Here is a 25,777-nt window from a genome sequence, read left to right as displayed (position 1 = left end):
CACAGGCTACAAGCCTCCCGGAAGGAGAAATGCAATGACGCAGGAAGCCAACAACCCAGTCACTACAGCCCGCGAGCTCGAACTCGAGTGGGCCGCTGATCCACGCTGGGAAGGTGTCCGGCGGGACTACCAGGCCGCCGACGTCGTACGCCTTCGCGGACGTGTCCAGGAGGAACACACGCTGGCCCGCCGCGGTGCCGAAAAGCTGTGGGAGCAACTCACCACCCAGTCGCGAACCGGCGAATATACCCACGCCCTTGGTGCGTTGACGGGCAACCAGGCAGTTCAGCAGGTCAAGGCCGGGCTGAAGGCCATCTACCTGTCCGGCTGGCAGGTCGCCGCCGACGCGAACCTTGCCGGGCAGACCTACCCGGACCAGTCGCTCTACCCCGCGAACTCGGTTCCCCAGGTGGTGAGGCGCATCAACAACGCACTGCTGCGTGCGGACCAGATCGAATGGGCCGAAGGCATGCAGTCTGTGGAGGACTGGCTGGTTCCGATCGTCGCCGACGCCGAGGCAGGTTTCGGCGGGCCGCTGAATGCCTACGAGCTGATGAAATCCATGATCACCGCCGGTGCCGCGGGCGTGCACTGGGAGGATCAGCTCGCCTCCGAGAAGAAGTGCGGCCACCTTGGCGGGAAGGTCCTGATTCCCACCCAGCAGCATGTCCGCACCCTCAACGCGGCTCGTCTGGCCGCCGACGTCGCCGGTGTACCTTCGGTGATTGTGGCCCGCACGGACGCGGAAGCCGCCACGCTCATCACCTCCGATGTCGATGAGCGGGACCGGCCCTTCCTCACCGGCGGCCGCACTCCCGAAGGGTTCTACGAGGTTCGCAACGGGATTGAGCCGTGCATATCCCGCGCCCATGCCTACGCACCGTACTCGGACCTGATCTGGATGGAGACCGGAACCCCGGACTTGGAGCTGGCCCGCCGCTTTGCCGAAGCCGTGAAGGGCGAGTTCCCGGACCAGATGCTGGCCTACAACTGCTCGCCGTCGTTCAATTGGCGCAAGCACCTGGACGACGCGACGATCGCCAAGTTCCAGCGCGAGCTTGGCGCTATGGGCTTCACGTTCCAGTTCATCACCCTCGCCGGCTTCCACGCCCTGAACTATTCGATGTTCGACCTCGCACACGGCTACGCCACCGACGGCATGAGCGCCTACGTGGACCTCCAGCAGCGCGAGTTCGACGCCGAAGCACGCGGTTACACCGCCACCAGGCACCAGCGGGAGGTCGGCACCGGCTACTTCGACCAGGTAGCAAGCGCCCTCAATCCCACCGGCAGCACCCTCGCCCTCGCCGGCTCCACCGAGTCGCAGCAGTTCCACTAGACCCTTCCCCATCGAATTGGCAGGACACACCCTTTATGGGCACCCATTCACGGCGTGTCCTGCCAACTCGATGCAAGAATCCAGGAGCACCTCATGAACATCAACGGCATCACACTGACCGCACCGCCGATCCCCCGCCAGCACGAGGTCCTCACCCCCGAAGCGCTCGAGTTCCTCCGGCACCTCCACACCGCAGCCGAGCCCCGCCGCCGGGAGCTGCTGCAGCGTCGCCGGGAAACCCGCAGCCGCATCGCCCGCGGCGAGGATCCAGGCTTCCTGCCCCATACCGCGCACATAAGGAACGACGACGGCTGGCAGGTTGCGCCGCCGGCTCCCGGCCTGGAGGACCGCCGGGTGGAGATCACCGGCCCCGTTGACCGGAGGATGACCGTCAACGCCCTGAACTCGGGTGCGAACGTGTGGCTCGCGGACCTCGAGGACTCGCTGACGCCCACCTGGTCCAACGTCATCAACGCACAACTGAACCTGCAGGACGCCCTCAACCGCCGCATCGATTTCACCACCGAGGAGGGCAAGGAGTACCGGCTGGGCGAGAAGTTGCCCACCGTAGTCGTGCGCCCCCGCGGCTGGCACCTGCCGGAGCAGCACCTGCTGATCGACGGCGAACCGGTCTCCGGCGGCATCGTCGATTTCGGGCTCCACTTCTTCCACAACGCCCGCACCCTCATCGAGCAGGGACGCGGACCGTACTTCTACCTGCCCAAACTGGAGAACCATCTCGAGGCCCGGCTGTGGAACGACGTCTTCATCCGGGCGCAGGAAATACTCGGCATCCCCCGGGGGAGCATCCGCGCCACCGTGCTGATTGAGACCATCACCGCGGCGTTCGAGATGGAGGAGATCCTCTACGAACTGCGTGAGCACTCCTCCGGTCTGAACGCTGGCCGCTGGGATTACATCTTCTCCATCATCAAGAACTTCCGCCTCCGCGGCCCCCGTTTCGTCCTCCCGGACCGCACCATGGTGACCATGACCGCACCCTTCATGCGCGCCTACACCGAGCAACTGGTCCGGGCGTGCCACCGCCGCGGTGCACATGCCATCGGAGGCATGTCTGCATTTGTGCCGAACCGGCGCGACGAAGCGGCCAACGCCGTCGCACTCGAAAAGGTGCACACGGACAAGATGCGCGAGGCCTCAGACGGTTTCGACGGTTCCTGGGTGGCCCACCCGGACCTGGTGCCGGCGGCGAAGTCCGTGTTCGACGTCGTTCTTGGTGACCGGCCGAACCAGTTGGAGAAGCAACGCGCCGACGTCGTTCCTGATGACCGTGCCCTCCTGGATCTCACCGGTACGCAGGGGCTGATCACGGAGGCAGGAATCCGCACCAATCTGGAAGTCGGTGTGCGCTACCTCGAGACGTGGCTGCGCGGAAACGGGGCGGTGACGCTGAAGAACCTGATGGAAGACGCCGCCACCGCGGAGATCTCCCGCTCGCAGATCTGGCAGTGGATCCATGTTCATGCCGTGACAGACACAGGCGAGATCGTCACGCGCGAATGGGTGTCGGAGCTGTTGGAGGAGGAGTTCGGGCGGTTGCCCCGCTTCGACGAGGACCGGTTCGACGACGCCCGCCGGCTCTTCGAGGAGGTGGCCCTCGGCGACGATTTCCCGGAGTTCCTCACGCTTCCCGCGTACGGTCGGCATCTCTGCGCCGGCAAGCTCCCCGCACCAGCGCTGCAGCGGTAACAGTACGAAGGCGCCTCCGCCGAGTTGAGCGTTACGGACTCGGCGGGGGCGGCGCCGGCGTTGTCGGCGTTGCACCGGCCTCCGGCGTTGCGCTGGCGGTGGAGGGCAATTCACAGACCAAACCACCCGGCTCGGGGTTGACTTCCTCGGCGGGCACAAGTGCCTCATATTCCGATCCGAGTACGACGTCGACGGTTGCTTCCGTGCGATCGTCCTCCACGTATACCGACCCGGGAATGATCCTCTGCAGGGTGAACGCCTGCGCGTAACCGGTGGGACCGGAGATTACGATCGCTGTCATGTTGCTGCGGACCACCGAACGGTTCCCGATGGCCCCAACGGTGAAACCGCGTTCTTCAAGGGCGGCGGCGCCGTTGCCGGCCAGACCCTCAATGCTCGTACTGTTCAGCACGTTCACAGTGACAGTTGCAGGGTCAACCGGGTCAAAGGGGCCGCCCGGGCAAGCGGCGGTGGGTTCAGAACTGGGCTCGTTGGCGGTGAGCTGAATGTCGCCGCGCGCCAATGCCAACGCAAACAGGACGGCTGCGGTCAAGAGCCCGACCAGCAGGACCAACACCACACCGTGCCTGAGCCTGCGCATGTAGATGTGCGGGCGTTCCACGTTGCCGTCGTCGGCAAATACTGTGTCGAGGTCATTCTCGGTGACTATCCGGTGGCCATGCCATTCGATCGGGTTCTTCTTGGACCGGACAGGCTTCTGCTTCGGTTTCTTAGCCATCGATCACGAGCACGCGTGCGTGCAGGATTGTGCGCTGGTGAAGCGCGGTGCGGACTGCGCGGTGGAGGCCGTCCTCCAGGTACAGAGTGTCATTCCACTGCACCACGTGGGGGAAGAGGTCACCGAAGAACGTCGAATCTTCTGCAAGCAGAGCCTCGAGGTCGAGGGTGGTTTTGGTGGTGACAAGTTCATCCAGCCGAACCTGACGTGGGGCGACGTTGGCCCAGTCCTTTGGGGTCACGTGTCCGTGGTCGGGATAGGGGCGTCCGTCACTGACTGCTTTGAAGATCACCAATACAGCCTAGGCAAGATATTGCCGCAAGGGAACGTACGTGTCCGCGCGCCCGCCTGTCGTGGCCAAAAGGTTACGCCGAAAGCCTCAGGAGGCCGTGATCGGAATGGTACGCGTAGCCATGATCCGGCCGGTGATCCAGTCCTCCCATTCGATCCGCAGGAAGTACTGCCCGGGCGTCTTGGGGTGCAACAGCATGTCGTAACGCTCGGCCGCGCCATAGGCGAGCCTGCTGGTGTGCAGCGGGTAGCCGGACTGTGCGCAGGTTGGCGAGGGCTGCCCGGGCATGGACGTGTCGCGGAAGGGCCTGCCATCGTGCGAGATCAGTTCCGCGATCTTTACCTCAGCTCCGGTCGCATCCGTGAAGTAGATCGTGTTCGGTAGGTAGTTGCCGTTGACCGTGCGCAGCAGCGTCGGTTTGCGTGGGCCGCCGTCAACGTTCGCGCGAAGGTGCGAGAGGCTCCAGACCCTCTCCCTGCCCGCCGGACGCCTTGCGAGTTCGCCGCCGAGTACGTAGAAGTGTGTGGGCTCGAACCGGTTGAGTCCGGCGTCCTCCCCCGAGAGGCCCTCGGCGTGGTTCATTTCGTGCCACCGCGGGTCCAGCGAGTACGGGGACAGTAGCGCTTCCGTATCGATGTCGTATTCCGGGCCGTCCACGAATGCCCGCCTCGAGCCGGGACTTACCGGGTAGGCGGGATGCACCACGGGGTCTATCACCAGCGGGCCGAACATGCCCATCTGCACATGCAGCGGCGTATTCACGTGACAGTGGTAGAAATACGTGCCGGCGGCCCCGTAGTTGGCATCGCCTGGCCGCCCGGCCTCCGGTTGGAACTGATACGTGTAGCGGCCGTCCACCTCGAACGAAGTGTGCCCCACGCCGTCGTTACGGGGATCTGGTTCCATGCCGTGCCAGTGGATGGTGTGCGGGCCCTTGCTCGGGCGAACCGTGGCGTGGAAAACCTTGCCCTCTTCCAGACGGAGCAACGGTGCCGGAAAACCGCGTTCATACCGTTCGTCCTCGAAGCTCCACATCTCGAACTCGGCGCCGTCGTCCATGCGCAGGTCGCGGCTGTGGAAGTCGAGTTCGACGGCGAGCGCCGGCGTCTGCGGAAACTCCGTGACGGGGTCGTTGACTTCGAGCTGGTCCGAACTGAAGTCCACCTGGCTGCGGAAGCGGTGGCTCAGCGTTCCTTCCGGCGCCTGGGCTGGCGGCTCTGTAGGTTCGGCGCTCTCGGACGGCGTCGCTGTGGCTGTGGCGGTGGCCGACGACGGCGTCGGCTTGGCGGTCGCGCTCGCTTTATCGCTTGCGGTGGCCGACGACGACGGCGTCGGCTTGGCGGTCGCGCTCGGCTTCACCGTCGTGGGCCGCGGGCTCGGCGAAGGCTTGCGCGTTGTGGGCTTCGCCGTCGGGCTCGGCTTTCGCGTGGGTTTGGGTGACGGCGTGGGCCGTTGCCGGCGACGCTCGGCCTCACGCCGTCGTTCTTCCTCACGCTTCCGCTCGGCCGCCTCCCGGCGCTCCGCCTCACGCCGCCGCTCGGCTTCCCGACGGCGTTCTTTTTCACGTCGCCGTTCTTCCTCCCGTCGGCGCCGCGCAGCGAGTTCCTGCTGCCGTTCGACTGCTCGGACGGAACGGCGGGAGTCGCGGTCCGAACGCCGCTCGGAGCGTCCGCGGCTGAAGATACTCATTCCACACCTCCCGGATTGGGACCTTTGAGGGTCCAGTGGGCAACCAGGCCGCCGGGGTAGAGGCCGCCGGCTGCGGTCTGGGTCGGCTCGGCGTGGCAGTGCATCGGGTACACCCAGTCGCCGGTGCGGGCGAACCACACGGGATCAATCGCGTCCGGCGGCCGTTTGATGGGGATGATGCAGTCCTTGCGGTCCATCGGCTCGAGTTCAACGACGTCTTCCCACTGCTGCAACACCACGTGGCCGTCGGCGTCGACAAAGCCTTCGTGGCGCGGCCAGTCGACGTTGTTCCGCCGCACCGTCCAGATGTGATTCCCGTGGAAGTGCATCTGGTGGAACACGATTCCGGGATTGATCAGCCGCACCAGCTGCCCGCCGCGGAGGGTGCCGAGCTCCGTTCCCTCCCCGAACTGCCGCACATCGAGCTGCCGCGGGTAACCGGAGATCAGGGTCTCTTCCTCGCTGGCAAGGTTGAGGGCGTCATCGAACGTGATTCCGAGTGATTCGAAGCCGCTGCGGCCGTTGAGAGTGAAGTACCTCGGGACGGCCCGTTGCTGAGCGGGATTCACGGTCTGGCCGGCGGCTTCCAGGGCGGCCCAGCGCGGCTCGATCGCATGGCAGATCCACACCCACTGCCGTTCAAACGAGGCCCTGTCCGTCGCGATATCCCACCGGCAATCCGGATCCATCACCACCAGCACCCCGAACAGGCCGAGCACCCGCTCCACCGGGGCGTTCGTTGGGTCCGCGAAGATGTACGTTCCGGGCTCGGGACACGGGAATTCCAGGGTGGCCACGGCGTCCGGGGCGATGGGCCCGGTGGTGAGGTCGCCGCCGTCGGGCCCTGCACCGTGCAGCGTGAAGGTGTGGGACTTGCCCAACCGGTTCTGGATCCGGAATCGGAGGGTACTTCCCCACTCGGCAATGATGGTGCGCTCCGGGAAGTAGCTCGCCCAGTACTCGCGGAAGATGAAGAACTGGCCGGGGTTAGCCGGGTCCGGGCTGAACGGAGCCGGCGTCCCGCGCGGCGGCAGGGGCGCGCCGAGGGGGTAGCTGCGGCTCGGAACCACCTCACCGGCCGCAGTGATGACCGTGGATGGCATGCGGAGGCTCGGGTTGGGGTCGTCGACGTCGGTGGGCCGGCTGCCGAAGCCACGATGGTAGACGAGGGTGTCGTCCACCATTTTCAGGTAACCCTCGTTGATGTAGAGGTCCAGCACGCCGGGGATCGGGGCGAGGGCGAGCGGCAGCGGTGTCCGTGCCGTCCGCTGGGCCGGTGCCGTCGGGACCAGCGGCAACGCAGCGAACCCGAGTCCGGCGGCGGCCCCCAGTTTGAGGAGGTCCCCCCGGGCGAGGATTTCGGGAGGTACTTGCTCAGGCATGGTCACCCTCCAGGGAGCCGGGTCGCAGGGAAATATTCGGTAGGGCGAGGGTCAGCGGCCCGTCACCCCGGGGGTCGATGAACTGTCCCGCCAGCCGGTTTGCCCCGATCGGAACCAGGTAGCTGATCCAGTAGCTGCGGCTGGAACCTGCGGCCAGGACGTCCTTCAGCACGTCCGCGGCGCGATTGGTCACGGTGATGGATTCCCCGACCATCAGCCGGAGCTGCCCGGCAGCGAAGAGCACGTTCCGCCCTGAGGTGTTGCGTACCTCCAGCTTCACGGCCAGATGCTCCCCCCAGGTGTGGTTGAAGGGCTGGAGACTCGATCCGGGCGGGCCTCCGCTGTGTGGTGTGTGGGAGGCGTCGGCGCCCGGGTTCGTTCCCGCCAGGCGAGCCTGCCGCTCGGCGGCCACTATGCGAACGGCACCGAACGACGTCGGAACCTCCTCGGTTCCGCCGGTTGCGGACACTATGGTCCACCCCGCTACGGCGCCTACCGTGCCGGCACCGATCAGGATGCCAAATATTCTCCGCGTCAGCCCGTTGGGATTATCGGCTGCCTCCCCAGGCAATAGGTCAGCCGCATCCCGCCCGGCCGCCGCGATGTCCTCGAATGTCATCGCTTGCCTTTGCTGTCTCGCGTGGATGCTGCAGGCTGTCATTGTCGGTTTGTAACCTTGGGGAAACCCTGCAGCACCGCGTCCCCGTCACGGATTTCGTGCGGGCGCGCTGTTCGCCGGATACTGGGGCGGTGACTTCCTCCGTACCTGTTTCTGCTCCGATGGGCCTGCTGCTCGACGTCGACGGGCCGGTTGCCAGCCCCGTCTCACGGACGGTCCGCCCGGAAATCATCAACGCGCTGCTGGTTCTGGCCGGCGCCGGATGGCCGGTCATCTTCAACACCGGGCGCTCGGATGCGTTCATCCGCGATGAGGTCATGACGCCGATGCTCGCTGCCGGCATCCCGGACGGCATTACGTTCCATGCCATCTGCGAGAAGGGCTCTACGTGGTTCAGCTTCAGCGCCGATGGGCCTACCGAGCTGCAGGTCGATGAGAGCCTCGCGCTGCCCGCCGAGTTCGGTGATGCGGTGCGCCGGCTCGTGGAAGAGCAGTTCGCGGACCACATGTTCTTCGACGAGACCAAGCGGGCCATGGTCTCGATCGAGCAGCGGGTGGACGTCGGCAACGAGGACTACCTGGACCGGCAAGGCCCGTTCGACGAAGCAGTGCTTGGGCTCATGCAGCATTTCGACATGGGCGTCTGCCGGCTCTCGCACCATCTCCCGGACAGCGATGACAGCATCGACTACCGCGTGGACCCCACCATCATCTCCACTGACATCGAATCGGTACGGGTAGGCAAGGACCTCGGCGCGGAGCGCGCGCTGGGGTTGCTGGACGGGGATATCCCGCTTCACTGGCGCACGGTCGGAGATTCCCGGACCGACTACGCCATGGCCGACTACCTGCACGAACACGGCTACAGCGTGGCGCACGTGGACGTGCGGCCCGCTGACGGGGTGCCGGAGAAGCCCTACCCCGTCCTCACGGAGGGCGATCTCACGCACGACGACGCCGGCGCCGCCTTCCTGCTTCGCTGCGCCGACACGCTACTCACCTCATCGAGTCAGCAGGAATAACTAACTTCCCGCCGGATTCTGGTCATTGCTACTGACTCGATGCGGGAGGGTCAGGGCGTAAGCGTCTTCTCGATCGCGGTGACCACTTCCTCCGAGTCCGGCTCGACTGTGGGGGCGAACCGCGCGACCACGGCGCCGTCGTCGTTCACCAGGAATTTCTCGAAGTTCCATTTCACAAAACCCGGCAGGATGCCGTTCTTGAACTTGGTGAGCTCGGCGTAGAGCGGATGCTGGTTGCGGCCGCGGACGTCGGTCTTCCTGGTCAGCGGGAAGGTCACGTCGAAGGTGCTCGAGCAGAAGGCCTGAATATCTTCGTCCGTGCCAGGTTCCTGACTGAGGAACTGGTTGCTCGGTACGCCAAGCACCACGAAGTCCTTCCCGGCGTACTTTCGGTAAAGCTTCTCAAGTGCCTTGTACTGCGGCGTGAAACCGCACTGGGAGGCCACATTCACCACCAGCACGGTCTTGCCCTTGAATTCGCCGAAGCTCCGTTCGGAGCCGTCGATCATGGTCAATGGGATGTCGTGCAGGTTCTGGGCGGGCACGCGGGCTCCTTCTTCGATGGTTGTGCAAGTCGCCAACAGGTTCGTTGACGGGGCCGGATCGGATGGGCTGCCCCGCGCGCCGATACGCCGCATACTGGAGCCATGGCCTCACCTTTGACCCGCCTTCGCGTGGAGCTGAAGAACACCTTCACCGGCGCCGGCGCTGAACCGCCCCGCTGGACGGAGGAACTGGCCGAGGGCGACGACGTCGGCTACTTCGCCCCCGATTCCGCGGTCTGGGCGGTGCACAGTTCAATGACGCCTACTGTCGGCGGCATCCGCGCGCTCCTGTTGCAGGCGCTGCACCCGGGTGCGATGGCCGGTGTCTATGCACACTCCGACTTTCGGGACGATCCCCTGGGCCGGCTCGCCAACACCATCCGCTGGATCTTTACAGTGACCTATGGATCCACCGATGCCGCCCGCGACGCCTCCGGCTGGGTGCGTCGGCTGCACGAGAAGGTGACCGGTTCGTATGTCGGGGCTGACGGCGTCGAGCACCCCTACAGCGCAAACGATCCGCATCTGCTGCGCTGGGTTCATTTGGCGTTCACGGACGCCTTCCTCGCGGCGCACCAGCGGTATGGGCTTCGGTTCCCGGGCGGCGCTGACGAGTACGTCGAACAGTGGGCGGTAGCCGGTGAGCTGATGGGAGTTTCCGATCCGCCGCGGAGCGTTGCTGAACTGCGAGCCCAACTGGCCAAGTACGACGACGAACTCGCTTCAAGCGATCAGGTCCAGGATGCGCTGGTCTACATCAAGCGCCCGCCCCTTCCGCGGTCGCAGCGACTCGGCTATCGGATCCTGTTCGCCGGCGCCGTAGCCACGTTGACACCTCGACAGCGCGAACTGCTTGGGCTGACATTGCCACATCTGGGGCCGGTACGGCTTCCCGTGAAGCCGGCAGTGATGCTGGTGCTGGGCGTCCTCAAGCTGGGCCTGGGACGGCAGGGGCCAAGTGAGGCGGCGGCCTTGCGTCGGATCCGGCGTGTAGCGGGGAAACCACATACAGGTTCACCCCGGTCGCATGGACCGGGGTGAACCTATATGGAAGAGCGGAGGATGGGGGATTTGAACCCCCGAGGGCGTTAACCCAACACGCGTTCCAGGCGTGCGCCATAGGCCGCTAGGCGAATCCTCCTCATTTGGAGCAGATACCAGAATACCCAAACAACGGTGAACCGCCGAATCCGAGTGCATCTGCTCAAGCACTGCACCCCTTGGATCGATCCCCGTGCTGTCGCATACTCAAGGCATGGACGGCACCCATACGCCTCTGAGACCGGCACAGGAACACCGGCGCAGGACAGATGTGCCGGTATTCCTGGCGATGGGAACCCTGGCCCTGGTCCTCACGGTCACCAGCTGGGAGTACGGCTACCACCGCGATGAGCTGTACTTCCGGATGCTCGAACCCGCGTGGGGCTATGTGGACCAGCCGCCGTTTACTCCCCTCGTCGTTCAGTTCCTGAGCGGAATCGTGGATGAGGTCTGGTTCATCCGCATACCGGCAACCCTCGCGGCGGCGGCCTCAGTTCTGGTTGTCGCCCTGATCACGCGCGAGCTGGGCGGCGGTAAAAACGCTCAAACCCTGTGCGCGTGGGCCTTCGCCTTCGCGTCGATGCCCCTACTGATGGGGCACGTGATGCTGACGGCCTCGTTCGATCTGTTCATGTGGCCCGCCGTCTGCCTGTTGATCCTGCGTGCGATTCTCCGCGGCGAAGACCGTTGGTGGTTCGCCGCGGGCATCCTGGTAGGCCTCAGCATGTACAACAAGTTGCTCATCGCAGGACTGCTCATTTCCCTCGCACTGGGGCTCCTGGTTGCCGGACCACGACGAATGCTCTGGTCAAAGGGAGCGTTGGGGGCCGCCGTCGTCGCGCTGGTGATCGGCTCCCCGAACCTCATCTACCAGGCGGTGAACGACTGGCCGCAGCTCGCCATGGGCGCCGCACTCACGGAAAACAACGCCGGCGAGGTACGCGTTCTGATGTGGCCCTTCCTCTTCCTCCTGCTCGGGCCGCCGCTGGTGCCCGTTTGGGTTGCCGGCTTGGTTGCCCTGTTCCGACGCCCGCAATGGCGGAAAGCACGGTTCCTGGCGGCAGCGTTCCCGTTCCTCCTTGTCTTCGCTTTCGCCGCAGGCGGGCAGATTTACTATCCCTATGGTCTGCTGGCGGTCCTCTTCGCAGCCGGGTGTGTGCCGGTGGCGGAGTTCTTCCGGGGGCGTCCGGGCTGGCGCGCGTGGGCGGTTGCCGCCGTCGTCGTGAATTCGGTTGTGTCAGCGGTGATCGCACTTCCGCTGCTGCCGGTTTCCGTGCTCGGAAACAGCCCTGTCCCCGACATCAACCAGCTCGCCGCTGACCAGGTGGGCTGGCATACGTATGTGGAGCGGATCGCGGAGGTGTACGGGCAACAGCCGGAGGCTGCCGTGATCATCACCAGTAACTACGGCGAGGCCGGGGCCATGGCGCGCTATGGGCCGGAGCTCGGGCTGCCGATGCCCTACAGCGGCCACAACCAGCTGTACTTCGAGGGCGTGCCACCGGACGGAACGACGACGGCGGTCATCGTCGGCGGGCAGATCCGCACCGTGGCGCAGCAGTTCGAGCTGTGCGAAACTGCTGCGACGCTCGACAACGGAGTTGGCGTGGACAACGAGGAACAGGGCCAGCCGATCACCGTCTGCACCGGTCCGCTTGCGCCGTGGAGCGAGCTCTGGCCCGCATTTCGGCACTTCGATTGAGAGCCTGTAGACTATTTCCCGGCCCCTCATGTGGTGTCATCCTGTTGAACTCCCCCAGGACCGGAAGGTAGCAAGGGTAAGCGGGCTCTGGCAGGTGCATGAGGGGTCTTCTCATTTTCCGCGACTGGGAGGTTATCCGTGGCCGCCGGCCGATTCGCGCCCAGCCCTTCCGGCGAACTGCACCTGGGCAACCTCCGTACGGCTCTCCTCGCGTGGCTGTTCGCACGCTCCACCGAGCGACGATTCCTGTTGCGGGTCGAGGACCTCGACCGGGTGCGCGCCGGAGCCGAAGCCGCGCAGCTCACCGAACTGACCGCCCTCGGGCTTTCCTGGGACGGCGAGGTCAGCCGCCAGAGCGAGCGGCTGCACCATTACGACGACGCCGTCACGCACCTTCGGAACGACGGCCGCCTTTTCGAGTGCTTCTGCACGCGGCGGGATATTGCAGAGGCCGCGTCCGCACCGCACGTCCTGCCGGGCCACTACCCCGGTACCTGCCGGAATCTCTCGGAGTCGGAGCGGGAAGCCGCCCGCTCGGTCAGGCCTGCAGCTCTCAGGCTGCGTGCCTGCGTCGACTCCTACGAGGTCCGCGACCTCCTGCACGGTACGTACGCAGGCGCAGTCGATGACTTTGTTGTTGTGCGCAATGACGGCGTGCCTGCGTACAACCTGGCCGTCGTCGTCGACGATGCGGAGCAGGGCATCGACCAGGTGGTCCGCGGGGAGGACCTGTTGAGTTCGGCGCCGCGGCAGGCGTACCTGGGATCCCTCCTCGAACTGCCTCCGGTGGAGTATGCACACGTCCCGCTGGCACTGAACCCGGAAGGGCGCCGGCTGGCCAAGCGGGATGGTTCGGTCACCCTCGAAGCACTCACCGCGGAGGGCTGGGATGTACTGCAGATCCGCGCATTGATTCTCCGCTCGCTGGGCCTTCCGGACTTCTCGCTTGAGACTGCGCTTGAGGCGTTTGACCCCGAGCAACTGCCCCGGGAAGCATGGGTGGTGGACCCCTCCAACCTCTCCTCCACCGATGACGCGGCCGCCACACCCAACCGATAGAGTTCTTCTGTGAGTACAGCCCTTTACCGCCGATACCGTCCGGAAACCTTTTCCGACGTCATCGGCCAGGAGCACGTCACCGAACCATTGATGACGGCGATTTCCAAGGATCGGGTCAACCACGCCTATCTTTTTTCCGGCCCGCGCGGCTGCGGCAAAACCACCTCCGCCCGAATCCTTGCCCGCTGCCTGAACTGCGCGCAGGGTCCCACGCCGGTTCCGTGCGGCACCTGTGACAGCTGTGTCGCACTGGCACGCAATGGGTCAGGCAGCCTTGACGTCATCGAGATCGACGCCGCTTCCCACGGCGGTGTTGACGACGCCCGCGATCTCCGCGAGCGCGCAACTTTCGCGCCGGTGCGGGATCGCTACAAGATCTTCATCATCGATGAGGCCCACATGGTCACCAGTGCGGGTTTCAACGCGCTGCTGAAGATCGTCGAAGAGCCGCCGGAACACATCAAGTTCATCTTCGCCACCACGGAGCCGGACAAGGTGATCGGCACCATCCGCTCCCGCACCCATCATTACCCGTTCCGGTTGGTGCCGCCCGAACCGCTGATGGCCTATCTGGAATTGCTGTGCAACCAGGAAAACATTCCGGTGGCTCCGGGTGTGCTGTCGCTCGTTGTTCGTGCCGGCGGAGGTTCGGTCCGCGACTCCCTCTCGGTACTGGACCAGCTGATGGCAGGGGCCGGTTCGTCCGGGCTGGACTATGAGCTTGCTGTTTCCCTGCTCGGCTACACCCATGCTTCGTTGCTCGATGACGTGGTGGACGCCGTCGCCGCTGACGATTCCGCCACGGTCTTCGGTGCCGTGGACCGCGTGATCCAGACGGGCCACGATCCGCGCCGCTTCGTTGAGGACCTGCTCGAGCGTTTCCGCGACCTGATCATCGTGAACGCAGTGCCCGACGCCGCGGCCTCCATCCTGCGCGGCGTGCCGGAAGACCAGCTGAACCGTATGCGCACGCAGGCACAGCAGCTGGGCCGCTCCGAGCTCTCCCGTGCCGCTGACATCACCAACACCGCGCTCACCGAGATGACGGGTGCAACATCACCGCGCCTCCATCTGGAACTGCTGTGCGCCCGCATCCTGTTACCCGCGGCCGACCAGTCCGAGCAGGGCACCCTCGCGAGGGTGGACCGCATCGAACGCCGCCTCAGCTACGCCAGTGGCCTCCCCGAAACCAGTACGACGACGGCGCCGGGTCCTGTGCCTGCGACTCCATCGGAAGCGTCCGCGACTCCTCCGGAAGCGTCCGCGGCGCCGTCTGCCGCGCCCGATTCGTCCGCGGCGTCGGCTTCATCCTCGGTTCCGCCTTCCTCAAGAGCCGGAGCAGCACCCTCCTCGGTGTCGGATTCCCAGCGTGAGAGCGCCGGCCCCTCGGCATCTGATTCGCAGGAAGCACCCGTTCCGGCAGAGAAACTGGATCGCACAACAGGTCCGGCGCAGGAAGCCGGTGCTGCGGACTGGGGCGGCGGATGGGGCCTTCCTCCGGAATCGTCCGGAGAGCAGCCCCCAGATGCCCAGCGGGCCAGCCAGCGGGCGTCGGCGCAGGAGTCAACGCCGCCGTCCGGCGATCAGGCACGCTCAACGCAGCAGTCACCGGTGCAGCAGCAGGGATCGCAGCAGTCTTCTCCCGCGGCAACCGTCGCGCAGCAGGGGGACTCCCAGGAGGAGTCCGCATCCCAGCGATCCGCGTCGCAACAGCAAGCTGCGCCATCGCAGCCCGCCGCAGCGAACTCAGCTCAGGCTTCCACGTCCCAGCCTCCCGCACCACAGGGCAACGGCCAGATCGAGATGATTCGCCGCGCGTGGCCGGAGATCATGGACGAGCTGGCGAGCATCAAGCGCAGCACCTGGCTCAACGTAAACACAGATGCCAAGCCGAGGGCCTTCAGCGGCAACCAGCTCACCCTTGTGTTCGCGTCGCAAGGGAATGCGCTCGGGTTCCAGCGCGGTCAGCACATGGACAACCTGAAGCAGGCCATCAATAAGGTGCTCGGGCTCAACTGCAACATCGAAGCGATCCATGACGGTGCCGCGGCAGCGGGTGAACCCGACCCAAAAGTACCTACTAGCCGGGACCAGCCGGCAGACGGTCCCGGTGCTGCGCCGGTGCAGTCGGCGGACCAGGCCAAGGAAACTACCTCCTCTGTCGATGAGGCCTGGGGCCTGCCGTCCAGCGCTGCCGCCTCCTCGGGCACTCCCTCGCCTGCGGAATCTCCGTCCGACACCGCTTCCTCAAGCCGCCCATCTCCTGCGGAATCTCCGTCCCACACCGCTTCCTCAAGCAGTCCCTCGCCTGCGGAATCCGCATCTGACACCCGCCCAACGCAGGGTGAGGAAGCTCCGCCCGCCGGATCAGCCCGAACAGAGACCACATGGGCTCCCGACGAAACGCCGGTACCAAGCCAGCCGTCCGCCGTCGTCAGCGGTGCCGGGCCTGCAGCAGAAGGGACAACCGAGCGTGAGCCCGTCCCAGCTGTTGCTCCCGGGCATCAGGCCCAAGACAAGACCGCGCACCAAGCCCCGCCCGCGAGCGACTGGAGCGTTTCCGAACCACTCCGCGATCCGGATGATCCGGGTCCGCAGGAACCCTCGTTCGAGGATGAACCTCCGTCCCGACCGAGCCGCTACCAGCAGTTGCTGGACGAAGCCGCGCGAGCGGAAGCGGCGCGGCCGCAGCGACCAGATCGCGGGGCCGTAGACTTGAGCTACGTTGATGACGTACCGAGTGCGGACGATGAAACCCTTGAAGAGTCCGGGCTCGTTGGCCGCCGGGCCATCGAACGGATCCTCAACGGTCGTCTGATTGAAGAGCGGAGCCTCGACCAGTAGGCGCCGTCGAAGTCCAGTACCGCCAACAGCTAAGAGAGACCCGTGTACGAAGGCGCAGTTCAGGAGCTCATCGACGAGCTGGGGCGTTTGCCCGGTGTAGGGCCGAAATCCGCCCAACGCATCGCCTTCCACATCCTGGAGGCGGACGGCGAAGATATGAAACGGCTCGTCAACTCCATCGTGACGGTCAAGGAGCGGGTGAAGTTCTGCACCATCTGCGGGAACGTGGCCGAGCAGGAAACCTGTGGAATCTGCCGTGACCCCCGCCGGGACCCGACAGCCATCTGTGTGGTCGAGGAGTCGAAGGACGTCATCGCCGTCGAGCGCACCCGGTCCTTTCGCGGGAAGTACCACGTGCTCGGAGGCTCCATCAATCCCATCGCCGGAATCGGGCCCGACCAGCTGCGCATCCGCGAACTGTTGAGCCGGCTCTCCGATGATGAGGTCCAGGAGATCATCATTGCCACCGACCCCAACCTCGAAGGTGAGGCAACGGCAACGTACCTGGTCCGCATGCTGAAGACGATCGGCATCAAGGTCACCCGCCTGGCATCGGGCCTGCCCGTGGGCGGCGACCTCGAATACGCCGATGAGATCACCCTCGGCCGCGCCTTCGAGGGCCGACGCACCGTTTCCTGATGACGCCCGACTATCCGCAGCCCGTCATCGACTTCTGGCAGTCGCGTTTCCCGCGGGAGAACATACAGTACGACGACGGCGGCTTCAGCGTTATCGTCAATCCTGACCTCAGCGACAAGCTGCGTGTAATGGTGCTCAGGATGCCGGATGGAAGCGCCACTGCCGCAGTTACGCCCGAAGTACTGGCCGGCCTACACCTTTCAGGACCATCAGTCCCCGAAGAGATGTTCAGGAACGCACTGGCCTCGGCAGGAATTCTGCTTCACAGCCCTGACCTCTACTTCCACTTCCCAATCTCCGCCCTGAACGACTTGCTGGAGGAGCCGGATCCACCGCAAGTACGGCAACTGAGTTCTGCGGATGAAGCCACGTTCACCCGGTTCCAATCGAACGCTCCTGGCCCGGACAAGGATGAAGCCTTCGTCGAACTCGACCACTGGATGGTCTTCGGGGCTTTCGCGAATGGCGATCTGGTGAGCGCAACGAGCATGTACCCGTGGGACGGATCGCGGCTGGCGGACCTCGGCGTACTTACCCTCCCGGCCTTTCGCGGCAGGGGTTACGGCCGCGACGTCGTGCGCGCAATCAGTCGACAGGCACGCCGATTGGGATACGAAACCCAGTACCGCTGCCAACGCGAGAACGAGGCGTCAGCACGGTTGGCTATCGCGTCAGGACTCACGCTGTTCGGCCAGTGGGAAGTCATCGTCCAGCCGGAATCCTGACCTACGCGATTCGGGTACCCTGCGCGAGCCGTCGCACCGGGGTTACGAGCTTCCGGCGGCCAAGGTAGAGAAGCCCGCCTGCGAGTGCGCCCTGCAGGGCGAGGCCGAGCGGCCAGATCGGGAAGGGCTCGCTCTCGATATCCCTGCCTGAGCCGCCGAAGAACTGCGACTCCTCACAGGTCACGTTGTAGTCCGGACCTGCCTGCGCGAGACGGACCTGCTGACTGATGCTTTCCATGACACCGGGCATACGGTAAGTAGGGGCGAACCCACCGGTTTCCGGCTCATCGGATTCCCTGTCGTACGGGACTGCGTCTGCCACAAGCACAAAGGGGTTGGCGGCAAGCAGCCAGGCGATTCGTTGGGAGTGCCAGACGCTGGTTGTCACTTCCTCGGTTATGCAATTCAGCTCCTCCTGGACCGGGAAGCCATTACTATCGAAGGTTTGACTGCTGTAGTCGGGGAAGGACTGCGTGACCTGAACGTTCTTCTCCTCCACAAGGGAGTAGCTCAACCCGAACGCAATCAGCGTCCCCAGCCCCAGCAGCGCGACCATCATGTATGTCGCGACGATCGAGAACAGCGGCCGCCCGGCCAGTGCGGAGATCCCTACGCCGAGCGCGCAGACCAGGCCGAGCTCGATCGCCAGCATGATCAGGGAGACAAACGCTTCAACGGGATTGACCCCGCCCAGCGCGAGAGCCCAGAAGATGAACGGCGTACTGAGTACAAGGAAGCCCAGGGACGCCACCCACGAGGCAAGCCATTTACCCCACAGGATTTGTCCCGGTGTCAGGAGGGTTACCTGCAGGATCGCCAGTGTTCCTGCAGCGCGGTCGCCGTTGATTGCGTTCGCTGACAGGCCGGGCGCAAGCAGCAGGCCGAAGAACAGCACAAACCCGACAATCATCTCGAACAGGACCGGTCCGCTGCCATTCGGGGTAGACGCGGAGATGGTCAACGCTGCGAGCATGAAAACCAGCCCGATGACCACAAACCACACCAGCAGCATGATGTACCAGGCGCGGCCGCGCAGCCGCTGCCGCATCTCAAGACCGAAGACCGTGCGAATCCCTGCTGCGTAGCCGAGTGACCCGGCGCGCGTCTCCTCTACAGTTTGTGTGCTCATTGCCGTTCCGTTTCCAGGCTCATGTAAGTCTCTTCGAGGGCGCCGCCAGCGGGCGCAAAGGCGGTGACGACGACGTCGGCCATCACCAGGGTGCGAAGCAGCCACGCCGCCTGCTCGGTGCTGCTGAGGAGCACCTGATACTCAGCGCGCCGTGAATCTCCCCGCGCCTCGAAAGTCACACCGTGGCTGGTCAGGGCGTCGGCCAGTGGTCCCATGGGCTCGGCCTGTATGCAATACCGGCGAACTTGGGTGCCGGCTTCATCCAGCGTCTGGTTCTTCACCGACTCCCCGCGGTTCACGAACACCGCGCGGTCGGCAATCTCATCCAGTTCGGACAGGACGTGGCTGGAAACAACCACCGTCTTGCCTTCGCCCGCCAGGCGTCTGAGCATGATGCGCAACTCCACCCGTGAGCCGGGATCCAGTCCGGATGCCGGCTCATCGAGGAGGAGGACTTCAGGATCGTGGATAAGCGCCCGGGCCAGACTGAGCCGTTGCTGCTGGCCACGCGAAAGAACCCTGGCGGGAGCATCCGCATATTCGGTGAGCCGCACCTCAGCGAGCAATTCAGCGGCCCGGTGGCTCGCCGCCGTCGTCGTCATGCCGTAGAGGGCACCGACTGTTGTCAGGATCTCGCGCGCCTTCAGCGTTTCCCACACGCCGAGTGTGTCGGGCATCCAGCCCACCCGGCGACGGACGCTCGCGGCGTCCTCAAGCGGATCAACGCCGCCCACCGTGAGTGTGCCGGCGTCGGGCGCCAGCAGTGAAGCGAGCATCAGAAGGAGCGTTGTTTTACCCGAACCGTTTGGCCCGATGAGCGCCGTCACCTCACCGGGCGGCGCCTCGAAATCGATGTTGCGGACAGCCGCAACGGAGCCGAAACTCCTTTGAATACCTTTGGCAATGATTCCCCCATACCCATTGGTCATAGACTGACCCTAGCAAGTGACTCGAGTAAACTCCCGCTGGAACACTGCACAATTCGACGCACAATTCGGCGGGTTGATACGGAACGGTTAAACTGTTCCGTGCGGCTACCGCCGTACAGTGTCCCATTCCATGAACCTGTTTCGGGCGCCAAGGATGCCGCCGGAGATTGTTTTTCAAGTTTCTGCGAGCGTGCGCATGGCCTTAATTGTTCAGAAGTTCGGTGGCTCCTCCGTGGCCGATGCCGAGGGCATCAAACGCGTCGCGAAGCGCGTAGTAGAGACGCAGGCTGCGGGCAACGAGGTTGTCGTCGTCGTCTCGGCCATGGGTGACAGCACGGATGAACTGCTTGATCTCGCGGCGCAGGTCAGCAGCGCTTCCACCCCCCGTGAGATGGACATGCTGCTCAGCGCCGGTGAACGCATCTCCATGGCTCTTCTGGCGATGGCCATCCATGAGGCAGGTTCCAGCGCCCAGTCCTTCACCGGCAGCCAGGCCGGTATGATCACCGATGCCATCCACGGCAAGGCCCGCATCATCGCGGTCTCCCCGCACCGGATCAAAACGTCCATTGAGCGCGGCGACATCGCGATTGTTGCCGGTTTCCAGGGCATGAGCCAGGACAGCAACGACATCACCACGCTGGGTCGCGGCGGCTCCGACACCACAGCGGTGGCGCTCGCTGCGGCGCTCAACGCGGACGTGTGTGAGATTTATACCGACGTCGACGGCGTGTACACGGCTGACCCACGGGTTGTGCCCACGGCGAAGAAGATCTCGACAATCTCCAGCGAGGAAATGCTGGAAATGGCTGCCTCCGGAGCGAAGATCCTGCATCTGCGCTGCGTTGAGTACGCCCGCCGCTTCGGTGTGTCGCTGCACGTCCGCTCATCCTTCAGCCAGCTCGAGGGCACCTGGGTTCTACCCAGCCCCGATGACACCATCAAGATTCAAGAGGGAGAACCCTTGGAACAGCCCATCATCTCCGGTGTTGCCCATGACCGCTCCGAAGCCAAGGTCACCGTTGTCGGCGTGCCGGACATCCCCGGCAAGGCTGCGGAGATCTTCGGCATCGTGGCCGGTGCGCACTCGAACATCGACATGATCGTCCAGAACGTGTCCACCCACGGGTCCGGCCACACGGACATCTCGTTCACCCTCCCGATCGTGGAGGGCGCAGACGCACTCGCCGCACTCAAGGCTGCGCAGCGGAACGTCGGGTACGAGGGCATCGAGTACGACGAGCAGATCGGCAAGCTTTCCCTCATTGGGGCCGGCATGCGTTCGAACCCCGGTGTGTCCTACAAGTTCTTCCGGGCTCTGTCCGACGCCGGCGTGAACATCGACATGATTTCCACCTCCGAGATCCGTATTTCAGTGGTCACCAGCGCCGATCTGCTCGACACCGCTGTGCGTGCGGTGCATGCGGCATTCGAACTCGACGGCGACGCCGTAGCAACGGTCTACGCAGGCACCGGGCGCTAGGGTTTAGAGGCTCGGCCGCTAGTCCTAAGCGGCCGTTAGTCCTCCGTGTGGAGCACCGGCCGCTTGAGGTAGTCGGTGTACTTCTGGACCGGATCCGTCCGCTTCTCTGTCGGATGGTCCGGATGCCTGCGGACCGCATAGTGGTGTCCGTCGGAGTCCGTCTCGATGTCCAGTTCCGCGAGTTCAGTTTCTGATGCAGTTTCGAATTCATCATGCCGGTGAAGGACAGGCTCGTCAGGATCGTTGCGGTCTGCAGGTCCAAGGAAGATGCTCGCGGGGTTCCTGAACCTGCGGCGCCGGGTTCTCTCAGCCATGGGTATCGCCTTCTTCGCTAGGTCTTGGCCGCTCGAGTACCCCAATTTTAAGTCCGCCGGCGGCAAAAAGCTCCACCTCAATGGCGGGTTAGGTTCACAACGCGAAATGCCCCCACAACCCGGTATGGGTGGCGGGGGCATTTCCCTGGTGCGAGTGATGTGCGGGACGTCCGGCGACCATTCAGTCGGCGGCCGTCCCGCGGGTACTACTTGCCGATGGTCGGCGTGGTTTCCTCACGCGGGCCGGTCGGCAGTTTGTCCGCTCCGTTGATCTGCGGCAGGGTCAGCTCCGGCGTACCGGAACCGCTCACCACAACAGAGACGAAGGTGACGGAGGTGGAGCCCTCGTAGGTGATCCGGCCAACGTAGGAGCCGGGCTCGAGGCCGGTCCAGTTCAGCGTTACTTCGCCCGTTTCACCGTTCGGAAGCTCCAGCGGGTTCGGAGTCAGTGTCGCGTTACCTTCATCGGCACCGAGGATCGCTGCATCGAACGTTGCAGCGGTTGCCCGTCCGTCAGTGCTGGCGTAGAGGTTGACCACAACCGTGTACTTACCCGGGATCGGGTCATTCAGGGTCAGGGTCTCGCTTGCCGCGGCGGTTGCCACCTGGGTGAGCCGTCCGTTGGGGTCGAACACGAACAGGTCGAAGTCCGCAGTGTCATCGGCTGAAAGCACCGACATCTTTGCGAACGGCGTTCCCTCGGGAACCTCTACCTCGGTGAGGAAGTTCGACGCGTTGTTGGCTACAGCCACAGGACCGGGAACCAGCGAGAGGTCCTCACTGCTCGCCTTGGACAGACCCTCCAGGGTCATGTTCACAGGAGAGTTGGTTCCGGAAGTGACCTCTATTGCGCCGCTGCCGTCAGGACCGTTGGAAGAGAACGCAACCTCGGACGGAGCAACAACCGACTGCGGGCGAACCGCGATCGGGGAAGCAACAACCTTGTTCTGTCCCTCCCACACCAGCGAACCCTTGGTGAACTCGCCCAGCGGAGCGCCGGCGTGCTCGAAGGTCACCTCGAAGGTGCGGGTCTCACCGGGAGCGCTGAAGTTCAGGATCGACGGCGTGACGGTGACGTTCATGCCCGGCACGTTGGCGCTGGCGCTATACAGGCCAGGCGTGAGCGCTGTAACCGTACGGGTAACAGTCGTCTTACCCGTAAGGCTTCCGATTGCGAAGGAACCTACGTTGAAGTTCTTCGCATCGACGCCCTCAAGGCCGTCGATTCCAACGTCGAGACCGGTTCCCTGAACGAACTCAAGGTAGTCGCGGGCATCGGCGTCGTAAATCAGACCCGGGTTCAACACGCTGGTCGGATCAACCTGGCCTGCACCGGTTGCGAAGACGTCGCCGTCAACGCCGCCCTCAGCGTTCTTGACCGGGTCCGCGGTGGTCATCATCGCCGACTTGACCGCTGCGGGCGACCAATCCGGCTTTTCGGCCAGGATCAGGGCACCAACACCGGCGATGTGCGGCGAAGCCATGGAGGTTCCGGAAAGGAATCCGAACTCGTCTCCGCCGGTCCCGATCGGGGAAACACCGGCAAGCACTGCAACGCCCGGAGCGGCGATGTCCGGCTTGAGAAGATCCGAGCCGGTAGCCAGCAACGGACCGCGCGAGGAGAACCCTGCGATCTGCGGAACCGGGGGCAGCGGGTCGCCGGTGGTGTCCTCAGGAACCAGTGCAACGGTGATGTCCGGGTTGGCAGCAACCTTCTCCTTGAGCTCGAGGCTCTGCGGAGCGTTCACGTGCACGGTGGGGACGGAGTGCTTGTCGGTATCCATGGAGGAATCCACCAGGTTGACCAGGATCATGCCGACGCCACCCGCACGGGCGACCTCAGCCGATTTGGCAACGCGATCGTAGACGCCGCGGTCACAGACAACAACCTTGCCGCTCACGAGTGCGGAATCGAGTGAATCCGGAGCACACAGGGCCGGGTCAACGGCACCTGCTGCTGCAGCGTCCGCAGCCAGGATCACGGGGCTGGCCGGAACTCCGGCGTTCATGATGCTCGCGCCACGGAACTCGGTTCCGTCGGAGAACTCAGCGGTGCCCTGAAGTGCGTGGCTGAATGTACTGGCAGCAACAGTGGTTACCCAGGGACCGCCGTGGTTGACCGTGCTTGCGGTGGGCCCGGAGTTACCTGCCGAAGCAGCCACGAAGATGCCTGCCGACGCCGCGGAAAGGAACGCGAGCGAGACGGGATCGGTGGTGGTTGTGGTGCTGCCCGAGATGGAGTAGTTCAGCACGTCCACGCCGTCCAGGATTGCCTGGTTGATTGCGGCGATGGCAGCCGAGGAATAGCAACCGCCGGTGTTGGGATCATCGTCGGCCCAGCAGGTCTTGTAGATGGAGAGCTTGGCTGCCGGAGCAACACCGGAGGACTTGCCGAAGTCGCGGCCGTCAACAACCTGGGTCACCTTGTCATTGCCGGCGGCGGTGCTGGCGGTGTGGGTGCCGTGGCTGTCGACGTCGATCGGTGAGAGGAGCTCCTCTTCAGCCCGATTCTCTTCAGGAATGAAGCGCACGAAGTCATCAGCGAAGTACTGTGCGGCAAGCACCTTCGAGTTGCACTCCTCGCCGGTGAAGCCTTCGCCTGCCTGGCATTCGCCGACGAAGGTTTCGCCGTCGGCCTTCAGCATGGCGATGTTGCCGTCTTCATTCAGGTACGGCTCACCGACCTTGGGCTTCTGCTTGCCCTTGAGCGGCTTGACCTTCTTGCCCTCGAAGAACGGATTGTCGGGGGTGTAGCCGGTGTCGATGACACCGACTACGGTGCCTGCTCCGGCGTTCTTGACTCCGCCGAACTGGGTCTTCCAGGCGCCCTTCTTACCGGTGAGGTTCAGGAAGTCCATGCTGGAGTAGTCATCGGGAGCATGCTCAACATCCTTGGCCACCATGAGGACGTCCGAGTCCTTGGCCAGCTCAACAGCCTGCTCCGTGCTCAGCTCAGCGCTGAAGCCGTTGATGGCTGCCGTGTAGGTGCGGTTGATGTCCACATCTTCCTCGGCGGCCACAGCTTTCTGCTGCTTCTCAAGGTGCTTCTGGTACTTCTGGACGTTCGGGTCCTCGGCGCTGAGCTTCTCGCCCTCTTCAGGCTTGGTGGCTTCAATGCCGGCTACGCCGCCGTCGTACGTTGCTGCGGGCTCTTCGTTGAGCACAACAATGTAACGGCCGTCGGGGTAGTCCTTCGGGTTGATCTTCTTGACCGGCTGAATCTGCTGGGCGGCAGGACCGGTGGGAGCAGCGACGGACGGTGTCGCTGCCATGGAACCGAGCACCAACGGAAGGCCGACGGCAAGAGCTGTAGCTCTGCGCAGACCACCTGCCCGCGGAGTCTTATGATGGGGGGCTTTCACGCTTTGATTACCTTTCATCGGAAAACGCGATCGGATGAACCGATCTGAAAGTAGCCCAGTGCACTTGGGTGTTGTGCCCTGAATCACAACCGAGCCTCGAATAGGCTACCCCGCGTCGCCGACCACTAATCGACCGAGCTTGGCGCCACCTGCCCTTTAACCGGGTTCTCGCGCAAAAAAGAGTTCTTATAACGATCGTTCATTAACATCTTCGTGCGAGTCTGGTATGAAAAGCAGGCTCGATAGGCGCAGGAGATAATGGAGCGTGCCTTCCCCTCTCGTACTCACTCAGGACCAGTGGGAGCCGCGCGCCCGGGCCTACGCTGAGCGCGTTCGCACCTACACCGAGCCCTACCTGCGCAGACGCGCTGAGCAGCGCAGGCACCCGGTCGAGGATTTCCTGTTCACCTACTACACCCAGAAACCGGCGCAGCTTCTGCGGTGGCATCCCGGCGCCCACACCGTCCTGACCGGGCCCGCTGCCCTTGAGCGCGCGGACTGGAAGTTCTACCGCGCGCTCACCGCCAGGGAAAAAGAAAGCCTGTTGATCGACGACGACGGCGCCGTCATGCTCAATCACGCCGCTTTCCTTGAAGCGCGGGTAGAGGCCGTGCAGTTCGCGGACATCATCATTTCCCGCACCGCGGCCCGCCCGGCACAGTTCGGCTGCTTCGGGCTGCACGAGTGGGCCATGGCCTACCGCTCGGAGCAGAACCCGGTGCGGCACGAGTACCTGAACCTGCGCCTTGGTGCCCGTGGAACGGACCAGGTGGTCGAGGAGAACAGGATCAAATGCACTCACTTCGACGCCTTCCGGTTCTATGCACCCCAGGCTGCGCCGCTCAATGAACTTCAGCCCACCCGCGAAAGCCAGCGCGATCTGGAGCAACCCGGCTGCCTCCACGCCAACATGGATCTTTACAAGTGGGCCTACAAGCTCACGCCGGCGTTGCCCAGCGAACTCGTCATGGATTGCTTCGAACTCTCCTGGCGGATCCGGGCCATGGACATGCGAGCATCTCCGTACGATCTCCAGGAGTGGGGTTATCCGCCGATTCCCATCGAAACCGCGGCGGGGAAGGTGGACTATGTGCGGGCACAGCGCGCATTCTCGGCTGAATCCCAGCAACTGCGTGCACAGTTGAAGAAGTACTTGGAACAACTGACGCCCGATCCACAGTTCGGGCTTTGATGCGGCCCGGAACTCAAAGGG

21 protein-coding genes, 1 tRNA gene and 1 other RNA gene are annotated in these 25,777 nt (G+C 64.3%); 12 read left to right on the top strand and 11 right to left on the bottom strand.

Going from position 1 to position 25,777, the window contains the following annotated elements:
* Positions 1-34: 34 nt before the first annotated feature.
* Both aceA and aceB read left to right on the top strand, forming a co-directional pair.
* Positions 35-1,339 (top strand): isocitrate lyase, encoded by a 1,305-nt coding sequence (gene aceA / locus BJ994_RS00950; RefSeq protein ID WP_167990488.1) that lies wholly within the window; start codon positions 35-37, stop codon positions 1,337-1,339.
* 93 nt (positions 1,340-1,432) lie between these two features.
* On the top strand, positions 1,433-3,049 hold the full coding sequence (aceB, locus tag BJ994_RS00945; protein ID WP_167990485.1) for a malate synthase A: 1,617 nt from the start codon (positions 1,433-1,435) through the stop codon (positions 3,047-3,049).
* Between the two features lie 31 nt (positions 3,050-3,080).
* Here the strand turns inward: aceB and BJ994_RS00940 are convergent, their stop codons facing one another.
* From BJ994_RS00940 to BJ994_RS00920, 5 genes are all read right to left on the bottom strand, one after another.
* Entirely contained in the window at positions 3,081-3,788 is a 708-nt protein-coding gene (locus tag BJ994_RS00940) for a LytR C-terminal domain-containing protein (RefSeq protein ID WP_167990483.1), read from the bottom strand.
* Complete coding sequence (locus BJ994_RS00935; protein ID WP_167990481.1) at positions 3,781-4,080, bottom strand: type II toxin-antitoxin system VapB family antitoxin; 300 nt, start codon at positions 4,078-4,080, stop codon at positions 3,781-3,783. Before BJ994_RS00935 ends, BJ994_RS00940 begins: the two co-directional genes overlap by 8 nt.
* Before the next feature lie 87 nt (positions 4,081-4,167).
* On the bottom strand, positions 4,168-5,769 hold the full coding sequence (locus tag BJ994_RS17960) for a multicopper oxidase domain-containing protein (protein WP_209066431.1): 1,602 nt from the start codon (positions 5,767-5,769) through the stop codon (positions 4,168-4,170).
* Complete coding sequence (locus BJ994_RS00925) at positions 5,766-7,151, bottom strand: multicopper oxidase domain-containing protein (protein ID WP_167990478.1); 1,386 nt, start codon at positions 7,149-7,151, stop codon at positions 5,766-5,768. The genes BJ994_RS17960 and BJ994_RS00925 overlap by 4 nt, the downstream gene beginning before the upstream one ends.
* On the bottom strand, positions 7,144-7,770 hold the full coding sequence (locus tag BJ994_RS00920; protein ID WP_245192218.1) for a hypothetical protein: 627 nt from the start codon (positions 7,768-7,770) through the stop codon (positions 7,144-7,146). Before BJ994_RS00920 ends, BJ994_RS00925 begins: the two co-directional genes overlap by 8 nt.
* Positions 7,771-7,931: 161 nt before the next feature.
* On the opposite strand from BJ994_RS00920, the gene BJ994_RS00915 reads away from it, so the two are divergent.
* A complete protein-coding gene (locus BJ994_RS00915) occupies positions 7,932-8,792 on the top strand; it encodes a Cof-type HAD-IIB family hydrolase (RefSeq protein WP_209067130.1) in 861 nt (286 codons plus the stop codon).
* A gap of 50 nt (positions 8,793-8,842) precedes the next feature.
* Here the strand turns inward: BJ994_RS00915 and BJ994_RS00910 are convergent, their stop codons facing one another.
* Positions 8,843-9,301: a glutathione peroxidase gene (locus tag BJ994_RS00910; RefSeq protein ID WP_167995766.1), complete on the bottom strand. Its 459-nt coding sequence runs from the start codon at positions 9,299-9,301 to the stop codon at positions 8,843-8,845.
* A 138-nt stretch (positions 9,302-9,439) separates the two neighbouring features.
* On the opposite strand from BJ994_RS00910, the gene BJ994_RS00905 reads away from it, so the two are divergent.
* Positions 9,440-10,378: an oxygenase MpaB family protein gene (locus tag BJ994_RS00905; protein WP_167990476.1), complete on the top strand. Its 939-nt coding sequence runs from the start codon at positions 9,440-9,442 to the stop codon at positions 10,376-10,378.
* A gap of 15 nt (positions 10,379-10,393) precedes the next feature.
* On the opposite strand, the gene BJ994_RS00900 is transcribed toward BJ994_RS00905, so the two are convergent.
* Positions 10,394-10,478 (bottom strand) — tRNA-Ser (locus BJ994_RS00900).
* 114 nt (positions 10,479-10,592) lie between these two features.
* Here BJ994_RS00900 and BJ994_RS00895 point away from each other — a divergent pair.
* From BJ994_RS00895 to BJ994_RS00870, 6 genes are all read left to right on the top strand, one after another.
* Entirely contained in the window at positions 10,593-12,080 is a 1,488-nt protein-coding gene (locus BJ994_RS00895; protein ID WP_167990473.1) for a glycosyltransferase family 39 protein, read from the top strand.
* 17 nt (positions 12,081-12,097) lie between these two features.
* An RNA gene (gene ffs, locus BJ994_RS00890) (signal recognition particle sRNA small type) lies at positions 12,098-12,194 on the top strand.
* A 24-nt stretch (positions 12,195-12,218) separates the two neighbouring features.
* Entirely contained in the window at positions 12,219-13,139 is a 921-nt protein-coding gene (gene gluQRS, locus BJ994_RS00885; RefSeq protein ID WP_167990470.1) for a tRNA glutamyl-Q(34) synthetase GluQRS, read from the top strand.
* Between the two features lie 9 nt (positions 13,140-13,148).
* The gene (locus BJ994_RS00880) at positions 13,149-15,983 is read left to right on the top strand and encodes a DNA polymerase III subunit gamma and tau (protein WP_167990468.1); all 2,835 of its coding nucleotides are present in this window, start codon (positions 13,149-13,151) and stop codon (positions 15,981-15,983) included.
* A 42-nt stretch (positions 15,984-16,025) separates the two neighbouring features.
* On the top strand, positions 16,026-16,622 hold the full coding sequence (recR, locus tag BJ994_RS00875) for a recombination mediator RecR (RefSeq protein WP_167990465.1): 597 nt from the start codon (positions 16,026-16,028) through the stop codon (positions 16,620-16,622).
* Positions 16,622-17,347: a GNAT family N-acetyltransferase gene (locus BJ994_RS00870; protein WP_167990463.1), complete on the top strand. Its 726-nt coding sequence runs from the start codon at positions 16,622-16,624 to the stop codon at positions 17,345-17,347. Before recR ends, BJ994_RS00870 begins: the two co-directional genes overlap by 1 nt.
* 1 nt (position 17,348) lies before the next feature.
* Here the strand turns inward: BJ994_RS00870 and BJ994_RS00865 are convergent, their stop codons facing one another.
* Both BJ994_RS00865 and BJ994_RS00860 read right to left on the bottom strand, forming a co-directional pair.
* Entirely contained in the window at positions 17,349-18,476 is a 1,128-nt protein-coding gene (locus tag BJ994_RS00865; RefSeq protein WP_167990461.1) for an ABC transporter permease, read from the bottom strand.
* Positions 18,473-19,405: an ABC transporter ATP-binding protein gene (locus tag BJ994_RS00860; RefSeq protein WP_167990459.1), complete on the bottom strand. Its 933-nt coding sequence runs from the start codon at positions 19,403-19,405 to the stop codon at positions 18,473-18,475. The genes BJ994_RS00865 and BJ994_RS00860 overlap by 4 nt, the downstream gene beginning before the upstream one ends.
* 196 nt (positions 19,406-19,601) lie before the next feature.
* Here BJ994_RS00860 and BJ994_RS00855 point away from each other — a divergent pair, with 196 nt between their 5' ends.
* Positions 19,602-20,888 (top strand): aspartate kinase, encoded by a 1,287-nt coding sequence (locus BJ994_RS00855; protein ID WP_209066423.1) that lies wholly within the window; start codon positions 19,602-19,604, stop codon positions 20,886-20,888.
* A 35-nt stretch (positions 20,889-20,923) separates the two neighbouring features.
* Here the strand turns inward: BJ994_RS00855 and BJ994_RS00850 are convergent, their stop codons facing one another.
* Positions 20,924-21,202 carry a hypothetical protein gene (locus BJ994_RS00850; protein WP_245192217.1) on the bottom strand — a complete coding sequence of 93 codons (279 nt, stop codon included), beginning with the start codon at positions 21,200-21,202 and terminating at the stop codon, positions 20,924-20,926.
* 206 nt (positions 21,203-21,408) lie between these two features.
* Complete coding sequence (locus BJ994_RS00845; protein WP_167995765.1) at positions 21,409-24,474, bottom strand: S8 family serine peptidase; 3,066 nt, start codon at positions 24,472-24,474, stop codon at positions 21,409-21,411.
* Between the two features lie 355 nt (positions 24,475-24,829).
* Here BJ994_RS00845 and BJ994_RS00840 point away from each other — a divergent pair, with 355 nt between their 5' ends.
* Positions 24,830-25,756 (top strand): 3-methyladenine DNA glycosylase, encoded by a 927-nt coding sequence (locus BJ994_RS00840; protein WP_167990453.1) that lies wholly within the window; start codon positions 24,830-24,832, stop codon positions 25,754-25,756.
* Positions 25,757-25,777: the final 21 nt, after the last annotated feature.

The organism is Arthrobacter pigmenti, from assembly GCF_011927905.1.
In the GTDB taxonomy this organism is placed as follows: domain Bacteria; phylum Actinomycetota; class Actinomycetes; order Actinomycetales; family Micrococcaceae; genus Arthrobacter_D; species Arthrobacter_D pigmenti.
The sequence above is the reverse complement of the archived record's forward strand: the minus strand, read 5'-3'. Positions and strand labels throughout refer to the sequence as shown.

What these genes read in the sequence shown, in the direction of transcription:
- BJ994_RS00895 (WP_167990473.1), top strand. Translation starts at nt 10,593, where the DNA reads ATGGACGGCACCCATACGCCTCTGAGACCGGCACAGGAACACCGGCGC.
- BJ994_RS00870 (WP_167990463.1), top strand. Translation starts at nt 16,622, where the DNA reads ATGACGCCCGACTATCCGCAGCCCGTCATCGACTTCTGGCAGTCGCGT.
- aceA (WP_167990488.1), top strand. Translation starts at nt 35, where the DNA reads ATGACGCAGGAAGCCAACAACCCAGTCACTACAGCCCGCGAGCTCGAA.
- BJ994_RS00850 (WP_245192217.1), bottom strand. Translation starts at nt 21,202, where the DNA reads ATGGCTGAGAGAACCCGGCGCCGCAGGTTCAGGAACCCCGCGAGCATC.
- BJ994_RS17960 (WP_209066431.1), bottom strand. Translation starts at nt 5,769, where the DNA reads ATGAGTATCTTCAGCCGCGGACGCTCCGAGCGGCGTTCGGACCGCGAC.
- BJ994_RS00845 (WP_167995765.1), bottom strand. Translation starts at nt 24,474, where the DNA reads ATGGCAGCGACACCGTCCGTCGCTGCTCCCACCGGTCCTGCCGCCCAG.
- BJ994_RS00905 (WP_167990476.1), top strand. Translation starts at nt 9,440, where the DNA reads ATGGCCTCACCTTTGACCCGCCTTCGCGTGGAGCTGAAGAACACCTTC.
- BJ994_RS00855 (WP_209066423.1), top strand. Translation starts at nt 19,602, where the DNA reads ATGGCCTTAATTGTTCAGAAGTTCGGTGGCTCCTCCGTGGCCGATGCC.
- BJ994_RS00925 (WP_167990478.1), bottom strand. Translation starts at nt 7,151, where the DNA reads ATGCCTGAGCAAGTACCTCCCGAAATCCTCGCCCGGGGGGACCTCCTC.
- BJ994_RS00940 (WP_167990483.1), bottom strand. Translation starts at nt 3,788, where the DNA reads ATGGCTAAGAAACCGAAGCAGAAGCCTGTCCGGTCCAAGAAGAACCCG.
- BJ994_RS00920 (WP_245192218.1), bottom strand. Translation starts at nt 7,770, where the DNA reads ATGACATTCGAGGACATCGCGGCGGCCGGGCGGGATGCGGCTGACCTA.
- BJ994_RS00910 (WP_167995766.1), bottom strand. Translation starts at nt 9,301, where the DNA reads ATGATCGACGGCTCCGAACGGAGCTTCGGCGAATTCAAGGGCAAGACC.
- BJ994_RS00915 (WP_209067130.1), top strand. Translation starts at nt 7,932, where the DNA reads ATGGGCCTGCTGCTCGACGTCGACGGGCCGGTTGCCAGCCCCGTCTCA.
- BJ994_RS00860 (WP_167990459.1), bottom strand. Translation starts at nt 19,405, where the DNA reads ATGACCAATGGGTATGGGGGAATCATTGCCAAAGGTATTCAAAGGAGT.
- BJ994_RS00865 (WP_167990461.1), bottom strand. Translation starts at nt 18,476, where the DNA reads ATGAGCACACAAACTGTAGAGGAGACGCGCGCCGGGTCACTCGGCTAC.
- aceB (WP_167990485.1), top strand. Translation starts at nt 1,433, where the DNA reads ATGAACATCAACGGCATCACACTGACCGCACCGCCGATCCCCCGCCAG.